At 71.5% G+C, this 7,200-nt stretch carries 7 protein-coding genes; all 7 read right to left on the bottom strand.

Annotated features, from left to right (window positions below; translation table 11 throughout):
* Positions 1 to 112: 112 nt before the first annotated feature.
* The 7 genes from ABT041_RS21080 to ABT041_RS21050 all read right to left on the bottom strand — a co-directional run bounded on the left by ABT041_RS21080 (position 113) and on the right by ABT041_RS21050 (position 7,178).
* On the bottom strand, positions 113 to 976 hold the full coding sequence (locus ABT041_RS21080; RefSeq protein WP_351186558.1) for a VOC family protein: 864 nt from the start codon (positions 974 to 976) through the stop codon (positions 113 to 115).
* A 4-nt stretch (positions 977 to 980) separates the two neighbouring features.
* Positions 981 to 2,321, bottom strand: a complete 1,341-nt coding sequence (locus ABT041_RS21075) for a hypothetical protein (RefSeq protein ID WP_351186556.1) — start codon at positions 2,319 to 2,321, stop codon at positions 981 to 983.
* The gene (locus tag ABT041_RS21070; RefSeq protein ID WP_351186554.1) at positions 2,318 to 3,403 is read right to left on the bottom strand and encodes an NAD(P)/FAD-dependent oxidoreductase; all 1,086 of its coding nucleotides are present in this window, start codon (positions 3,401 to 3,403) and stop codon (positions 2,318 to 2,320) included. The genes ABT041_RS21075 and ABT041_RS21070 overlap by 4 nt, the downstream gene beginning before the upstream one ends.
* Positions 3,400 to 4,719, bottom strand: coding sequence for a SidA/IucD/PvdA family monooxygenase (locus ABT041_RS21065; protein ID WP_351186552.1), 1,320 nt, complete (start codon positions 4,717 to 4,719; stop codon positions 3,400 to 3,402). The genes ABT041_RS21070 and ABT041_RS21065 overlap by 4 nt, the downstream gene beginning before the upstream one ends.
* Positions 4,720 to 4,784: 65 nt before the next feature.
* Complete coding sequence (gene panD / locus ABT041_RS21060) at positions 4,785 to 5,153, bottom strand: aspartate 1-decarboxylase (RefSeq protein WP_030496153.1); 369 nt, start codon at positions 5,151 to 5,153, stop codon at positions 4,785 to 4,787.
* 70 nt (positions 5,154 to 5,223) lie between these two features.
* Positions 5,224 to 6,825 (bottom strand): class I tRNA ligase family protein, encoded by a 1,602-nt coding sequence (locus ABT041_RS21055; protein ID WP_351186549.1) that lies wholly within the window; start codon positions 6,823 to 6,825, stop codon positions 5,224 to 5,226.
* Positions 6,825 to 7,178 (bottom strand): cupin domain-containing protein, encoded by a 354-nt coding sequence (locus ABT041_RS21050; RefSeq protein ID WP_351186547.1) that lies wholly within the window; start codon positions 7,176 to 7,178, stop codon positions 6,825 to 6,827. The genes ABT041_RS21055 and ABT041_RS21050 overlap by 1 nt, the downstream gene beginning before the upstream one ends.
* Between the last annotated feature and the right edge of the window lie 22 nt (positions 7,179 to 7,200).

The following is a 7,200-nucleotide window of genomic DNA, read 5'->3' as shown; positions in this document are numbered from 1 at the left end:
AAGGACGCCGTCTCCGAGGTGAAACGGTCACCCGTCAGCTGCATGCCGTCACCGGAGTCGCCCGCGAAACGGATGATCACCCGGTCGAGCCGGCGGACCTCGTGGTCGGCGGTCATGCGGCATCGGTCCCGGCTGTGCCCCGCGCGGGAGCCGCGGGCGTGTCGTGGAACCCGGGGGCGCTGTCCCAGACCTCGGCCACGGAGCCGTCCTCCAGCTGGAAGAGTCGGTGGCCGGCGGGGGGTCCCAGCGGCCGGACACCCGGGATGTCCCGCGGTGCGGAGGTCACCAGGGCCAGCCGGACGTCCGACGCGCGGGTGAACTCCGGGCCGTCCGTGCCGACGACGAGCAGGTTCCCGACGGTGGCCAGCTCGATGCCGTCGGGGGCGTCCGTCTGGAGGCGGGTGTCGCGGTCGACGCCGAGGGCCGTCTCGTAGAGGTGGACGAGGGAGGCGAACATGCTCCGGCTCACCGCCTTGCGGAGGAGTAGCCGCACCCCCGGGTGTCCTGATTGCCGGAGCTCCGGGGGACGGGGCTGCTCGCCCGGGTTCGGGCGGTGCTCCACGAGCTCGGCGATCGCCCCGTCGGGGAAGCAAACGCGGGCGCGGGCGCCCGGCAGAATCCGCTCGGGGGGTTCCAGCACGGTGGCGCCGACCTGGTCCAGCCGGCTCAGCGCGCCGTCGAGCGAGGGCACGATCACGGAGTAGGCCGTCCGGCGCTGGATGTCGGTGAAGGGCCGGGCGCTGGCGATCAGGAGCATGTTCCCGACGGCCGCGAGCTCCAGCCCGCCGAAGTCGGGGATCGGCATCCTCAGATCGGCGGGGTTTCCGGTGAGCCGTTCGTAGGAGCGGATGCGCTCGTCGAGGACCGAGATGTCGATGAGGGAGCGGGCCAGCAGGCGCGGGCCCGGCAGCAGGGCGGAATCGGGCGTGGTGCGGAACCAGCGGTCCGGCAGCGCCGCCGCGGGAACAGTGGGCATCGCGTCAGGACTCCTTCACAAGGTGCGACGTGGGATCGCCCCACCATCGCCGGACGGTGAGTCCCCAGGACTCCAGCTCCTCGTGGACGAGGCGTCGCAAGGACGTGACGTCGCCGAAACGGTCGGGGATGCCGGTCACGGTCACGGTCAGCCGGTCGCCGGTCCGGAGGAGGCAGAGCGAGGCGCGCAGGCGGGACCGGTCCGGCAGGACGCCCGGCACGTTCATGGTGCGGACGGCGATGCCGGCGGCCTCCTGCCCGGTGAACCGGGCGATCGCCTCGGGGGTCCGGCCGAAGTTGGAGGCGACGACGGTGGTCTGCTGTGCCCCGGGGTTCTTGAGCCGGTGGGCGTGGCGCTCCGGGAGGAGGTGCCACAGGGGTTCCGGGACGAGGGTGCCGCTGTGCTCGCCCGTGGCGCGGAGCAGCTCCTTCGTCGCCTGTCGGGTCTGCCGGAGGCTCTGGTGCCGGGCGGGGCCGCCGGGCACGGTCAGCGGCATGACGACCAGGGCGTTGGCCCGGGCGTCCTGGTCGGACCGCCGCAGGCTCACGGGGATGCCGACGTCGAACGGTTCGGACGGGTCGCCCGCCCCCGCCGTCCGGACGAGGTTGGCGGCGATCTCGACGAAGAGGCTGTTGGTCGTCCCGCCGAACGCGTCCGCCTGGTGCTCCCACCGGGCGGCGTCCGTCTCGAAGATCGCCGACGTGAAGAAGCGCGGTTCGGCCGGGGGTTCGGGACGGGCCGGGGCCGGGGGCCGCAGTGCGGTCCTGATCCGGGCGCGCCGGTCCGCGTTCGCCAGCGTCGCCGGGAGCCAGCGCGCCGCGGCGAGGCCGCCGTGGAGCGTCTGCTGCGCCAGGTCGGCCAGGTCGTCGAGCAACCCGGGGCCGGCGGACGGGCGGTGGGTGTCGTCACCGCCCGAGCCGATGGCGCGGAAGATGCCGAGCCCGTCGCAGCGGAAGTGGGGCACGGTCAGCGAGACGAGTGTGCCCTCGCCGTACGGGGCGGCGGCCAGCCGCCACAGAGCGGAGCTTCCGGGCAGGAGCGGTGCCTTGACCTGGGTGTCGATCCAGTCGGTCAGGGTGGCGTCGGTAAGCGGCGTCGACGTGATGCCGAGGGCTTCCTGGTTCCTGGCCGGCACCCAGCTGCGGCGTGCCCCGGGGACGGGTGAGCTCCGGGCGCGGCGGCTCAGCCACCCCTGGTCGAGGCCGTCCCACGCGGCTTGCAGCGCGGCGACGGATACCGGGTCCCTAAAGGTCCACAGCACCTGCACGATCCTGCTGGAGCCGAGGGTGTCGGCGGCGCGGTGGAGCATCTCGTCGGTGGGGTTGAGGCGGACGGTGGCCGTCATCGGGCGGCCACCTCCTGGAGGCGGGCGGCCGCGAGCTCGCCGATCGCCGGTGCCAGTTTGAACCCGCCGCCGTTCCACCCGGTCGCGGTGACGAGACCGTCGAGTTCGGACCGCACGGTGACCTCGCCGTTCCCGGTGGGTGCCATCGCGTCGTACGCGGTGACGCCGCCCGTGACCGGGGCCGTGGCCAGGTGCGGGTAGCGGTGGCGGACGACCGTGCGGACGCGCTCCTCCTCCTGCGCCGACACGCCCGGCCGGACGGTCTCGGGGACATCGGTCTCCTGCGAGGAGACTCCCGCGAGGACCAGTGAGTCCGATCCCCACGGACGCAGCCAGGCGCCCGTGGTGGCGTCCACCAGGGTGGGGAGCGTGGTGAGACCCGACGGTTCGCCGACCCGGAACAGGCAGTAGCCGACGGCCCGGGTGCGCAGGGGCAGATGGACGCCGACGCCCGCGGCCAGGGAGGTGCTGCCCGTGCCCGCCGCCAGCAGGACGGCCCGGGCGTACACGGGTCCGGCGGTGGTGTGGACCCCGATGGCGCGCGAGCCGGACGTGAGCAGGTGGGTGGCGCGGGCCGGGATCAGCCGGAGCCGGGGGCCCGCGTCGCGTGCCATGGCGTGGGCCACCGGTCCGACGGGGAGCCAGCCGGCGTTCGGTTCGTGGACCGCGACCAGGTCGTCGGGCACGTCGAGGGCCGGGAAGCGGATGGCGAGGTCGTGCGCGGTGAGGATCTCCGCCTTGTGTCCGGCGGTGCTGAGATCCGCGACCGCCGCCGCGGCCTGCGGGAGGTCGCCGCGCGCCACGAGGCTCAGGCTGCCTTGCCGGCGTATCGCGGGCCAGGTTCCGCGGTGGCCCTGGCGCAGGTAGAGGTCCAGGCCGGCGGCGGCCGAACGCCGCCGGGACGCGGACAGGTCGAAGGCACGGACCAGCCCGCCGGAGGCGCCCGTGGCGCCTCCGGCGATGCCTGCCGTGTCGATGACGGCGACGGCGAGACCGTGGGCGCTCAGCCTCTCGGCCGTGGCGAGCCCGATGATCCCGCCGCCGACGACGGCGACGTCGGCGGTGAGGGCGGACCGGGTCACGGTGCGATCCCGGCGGCCAGCAGCTTCTCGTGGTCGTGGCTCAGGATCGAGTCGACGATGTCGGTCGCCCGTACCGAGAGCATGGCCAGTGCGCCGGCGTCGCCCATGCCGTGGCTCGCCTCGCAGAGCCCGTTGAGGTAGACCTTGAGCGGCCGCGGGGTGCCGGCCGTCTTCAGCTCGATCGAGTAGTCCCGTGCGACGACGGGAATTCCTTCCTCGTCGAGCGGCAGACGGTGGGCGATGCCTTCCAGGAGGGGGTGGTACGGCTCGTCACCCGGTTCGCCGCCGAAGTCCCGGAAGCCGGTCGCCAGGATGACGACGTCGGTGTCGAGGGCCTCCTCGGTGAGATGGTTGATGTCACGCAGGACCATCCGGTGCCCCTGGCCGTACGGCTTGCTGATGACGGCCTCCCGGAAGGGCCTCATCACGAGCCGGTCGGAACCCGTCAGGTCGTACTCGCGCTGCACGCCGACGAGCCGGTCGATCACGTCCTGGTCGCAGGCCGCGTAGTTGATGGACCGCAGTTCGTCGCGCAGGCGGCGCTTCTTGGCGCTGGGCAGCGGGTGGAAGTAGTCCACGAACTCGGGGAGGAACACCTGCCTGCTGTAGGGGCTGGTGTCCTTGAGCCGGAAGCCGATGCTGCGGTGGACGGCGGTGACCTGCTGCACGTTCGGGCGGCCCAGCAGGTCGAGGATGATCTCGATCGCGCTCTGGCTGGCCCCGACGACGGCGACCCGGATCGGCTTGTCCTTGAAGCGTTCCATGGAGGAGAGGTACTGGGTGGAGTGGAAGACACTGTCCCCCAGGCCCTTCTGGAACACGTAGGGGATCCGGGGCGAGCGCCCGGTGCCCACGGAGACGCTGCGGCCGAGATAGCGGCTGCCGTCGTCGGTGTCGACGCAGAACAGCTCGCTGCCGTCGTCGCCCTCGACGAGCGAGAGCTGCACGGCCGACCGGCCGTAGTCCACCTGGTCGCGGAAGGCCTCGGCGACCCAGGCGAGGTAGCCCGAGTACTCCCTGCGCAGCGGGAACTTGGCGTTGAGATGGAGGTAGTCCGTCAGGCCCCCGCGCGCGGCGAGGTACTTGACGAAGGTGTGCGGGCTGTCCGGGTTGCGCTGCATGGCCAGGTCACGGAAGGGGTTGTTCTGGATGTCCGCGCCCGGGAGGAGCTGTTCTTGCTGCCACTGGAACTCGGGGGCCCGTTCGATGAAGTGGGCGAGGCCGGCACGGCCGCGCTCTTCGAGTGCGACGGCCAGGGAGAGGTTCGCGGGTCCGAAGCCCACTCCCAGCACCGGGTGGATCTCATGGGTTGTCACGGTTCACGCATCCTCGACTCGTCGTGCATGCAGGAACGTCGTTGCGGGACCGACGGGTCCGGGGGTCACGCGCCGAGGAGCGCCGTCTCGGTGATCGCGTTGGTGTCGTCGACGTGGACCACGCGGGACTTGTGGTCGGCGACCTCGTCCGGGGTGAGCTGCGCGTAGCTGATGATGATGACCTTGTCACCGGTCTCCACGAGACGGGCGGCGGCGCCGTTGACGATGACCTGGTTGGCGGCAGGCTCGCCGAGGATCGTGTACGTCTCGAAGCGGGCGCCGTTGTTGACGTTGACGACGTGCACCAGCTCGTGGACGCCGATGTCGGCCGCGTCGAGCAGTTCCGGCGAGATGGTGATGGACCCGACGTAGTTCAGGTTGCTGTCGGTGACGGTGGCGCGGTGGATCTTCGCGTTCATGAAGGTGCGCAGCATGGTGGATCTCCTCGGAAGGTGAAGGTGTCGTCCGTGCGGGAGTGATGTGCGGGGCGGGGCGCCTGGCGGGTCACGCGGTCGGGTGGAGCGGGGCGGCCGGGATGCTCAGGCCGCGGAAGGGGTTCTCCGGCGTGCTGGAGAGGTCGGCGAGCAGGGGGGCCTTGCCCACGGTCGTGGGGCCCGCGAAGGCCGTGGAGATGTTCTCGGCGAGGTCGGGGGTGATCGGCCAGGCCAGGGTGCGCAGGGCCCACAGGAACCGCAGCGCGCCGGAGACCTCGCTCGCGTCGTCGGGCTGGATCCGGGCGGAGCGCAGCGCCAGCACCTCCAGGTGGAGGGCGACGGCCTCGGCGGCCTTGCGGACGCTGAAGTTCTCCAGCCGGTAGGCGTCCTCGAAGCGTCGCCGGGACGCCAGCAGGGCCGTGTCCCACCAGGGCGAGGGCGTCGCGTCGATGTGGCGGCCGTTCAGGGCGCCGAGCTGTTCGACGATCGCCGTGAGGGGGGCGTCGTAGCGTGCCGCGATGGTGCCGGCGGCGATGGGCTCGCTGAACTCCGCCTGCTGCAGTTCGGGGCTGGTCAGGGCGAGGACGAACCGCGCCCGGTCGCGGCCGACGGACTCCAGGTAGTCGCGTGCCCAGCGCACGTCGCCCTTGCTGGTGGAGAACTTGCGGCCCTCCAACATGTAGTACTGGTTGGTGAGCGTACGCGTCTTGGGCAGGTGCACCGGCATGCCGTGGCGTGCTGCGAGCAGGGCCAGAGTCACATAGACGAAGGCGTTGTAGAAGCCGTTGTCGATGCCGATGAACTGGACGAGTTCGTCGCACGCCGTCTGCGTGTCCAGGCGTGCCTGCTGGAGCCAGTACAGGTGTCCGACGTAGATCTCCGGCCAGGCGTTGATGGCCTGCGGCTGGATGTCGGGGCCGTCCCAGTCGACCGTGATGCCCCAGGCGGTGGGGTACGTGAGCGGGATGTAGGGGAGCCGCCCACTGAGCGTGTCGGCGACGACCTTGGCCAGGTCCGGACGCAGCTGCACGTCGGTGGTCCGGTACCAGTTGGTGATCATGGACCGGTAGCGTTCGAGGTCCAGGACCCAGATCGATACCGTGCGCTGCGGCAGGGCGGATGCGGTGTCGGTGACGGGCAGCAGGGCGCCGGGCAGGTTGTAGAGGCCGCAGGCCTCGCAGACGCCGGCCCTGGCGTGGGCCAGGCAGGTGGGGCAGCGTCCGGTGACGAAGGCCTCGGCCTTGTACTCACCGGTGTCGGCGTCGTACGGCAGCTCGACCTCGCGCAGGTCGAACGCGCCGTGCTCCCAGAGCCGGGTGAAGAAGCCGCGGACGAACGTGGTGTAGTCCTCGTCCGGCCGTTCGAACAAGTCGACGTCGACGCCGGCCAGTTCCAGCGACTTCGTCACGCTCTCCAGGGCGTGCTGGATGAGCGCCTCCGGCGTGGTCCCGAGCCGTTCGGCGGTGGTGACGACGTACGTCTGGTTGTCGTCGGTGCTGGTGGCGAAGGCCACGTCGTGTCCGAGGATCTTCTGGGACCGGGCGCACACGTCACTGTTGAGGACGGGGCCGGCGAGGTGGCCCAGGTGCAGGTCGCCGTTGGGCGTGGGGGGCGAGAAGGTGACGTTGACGCGGCGCGGGGCGGCGGTCTCGGCACCCGGGGAGTCGGTCATCAGGCGTCCTTAACGAGCTCGGCGGGCTGGAGCCAGTAGATGCTCACGAAGGTCAGCGGGTCGGACTCGCTGGTGTTCGTGACCTTGTGGTCGGTGCCGTGCGGGATGTAGACGACGTCGCCCGGGGTGATCCGACGCTCCTCGGTGCCGACGCGCAGGTGGCCCTCACCGCTGATGAAGATGAAGGTCTCGTCGGTGGCGTGGCCGTGGGGCGTGCTGGACTCGGTCGGCCGGATGGAGCACAGGGTGCTGTTCCAGGGCGGGACGACGACGCCGTCCCAGGGGTAGAGCTCGCGGATGTCGCAGCCGTTCTTCCGGATCCGGGCGTCGCCGGCGTCGGTCTTCACGTGCATGGTGGAAGTCCCTTCGATGGGT

This window comes from Streptomyces sp. NPDC002825 (assembly GCF_040295385.1).
Taxonomy (GTDB): Bacteria; Actinomycetota; Actinomycetes; order Streptomycetales; family Streptomycetaceae; genus Streptomyces.
Note: the sequence above shows the minus strand (reverse complement) of the source record. Positions and strands in the feature narration are given on the sequence as shown.

Coding starts and splice junctions, on each gene's coding strand:
- ABT041_RS21055 (WP_351186549.1), bottom strand. CDS start 6,825: ATGACCGACTCCCCGGGTGCCGAGACCGCCGCCCCGCGCCGCGTCAAC.
- ABT041_RS21075 (WP_351186556.1), bottom strand. CDS start 2,321: ATGACGGCCACCGTCCGCCTCAACCCCACCGACGAGATGCTCCACCGC.
- ABT041_RS21080 (WP_351186558.1), bottom strand. CDS start 976: ATGCCCACTGTTCCCGCGGCGGCGCTGCCGGACCGCTGGTTCCGCACC.
- ABT041_RS21050 (WP_351186547.1), bottom strand. CDS start 7,178: ATGCACGTGAAGACCGACGCCGGCGACGCCCGGATCCGGAAGAACGGC.
- panD (WP_030496153.1), bottom strand. CDS start 5,153: ATGCTGCGCACCTTCATGAACGCGAAGATCCACCGCGCCACCGTCACC.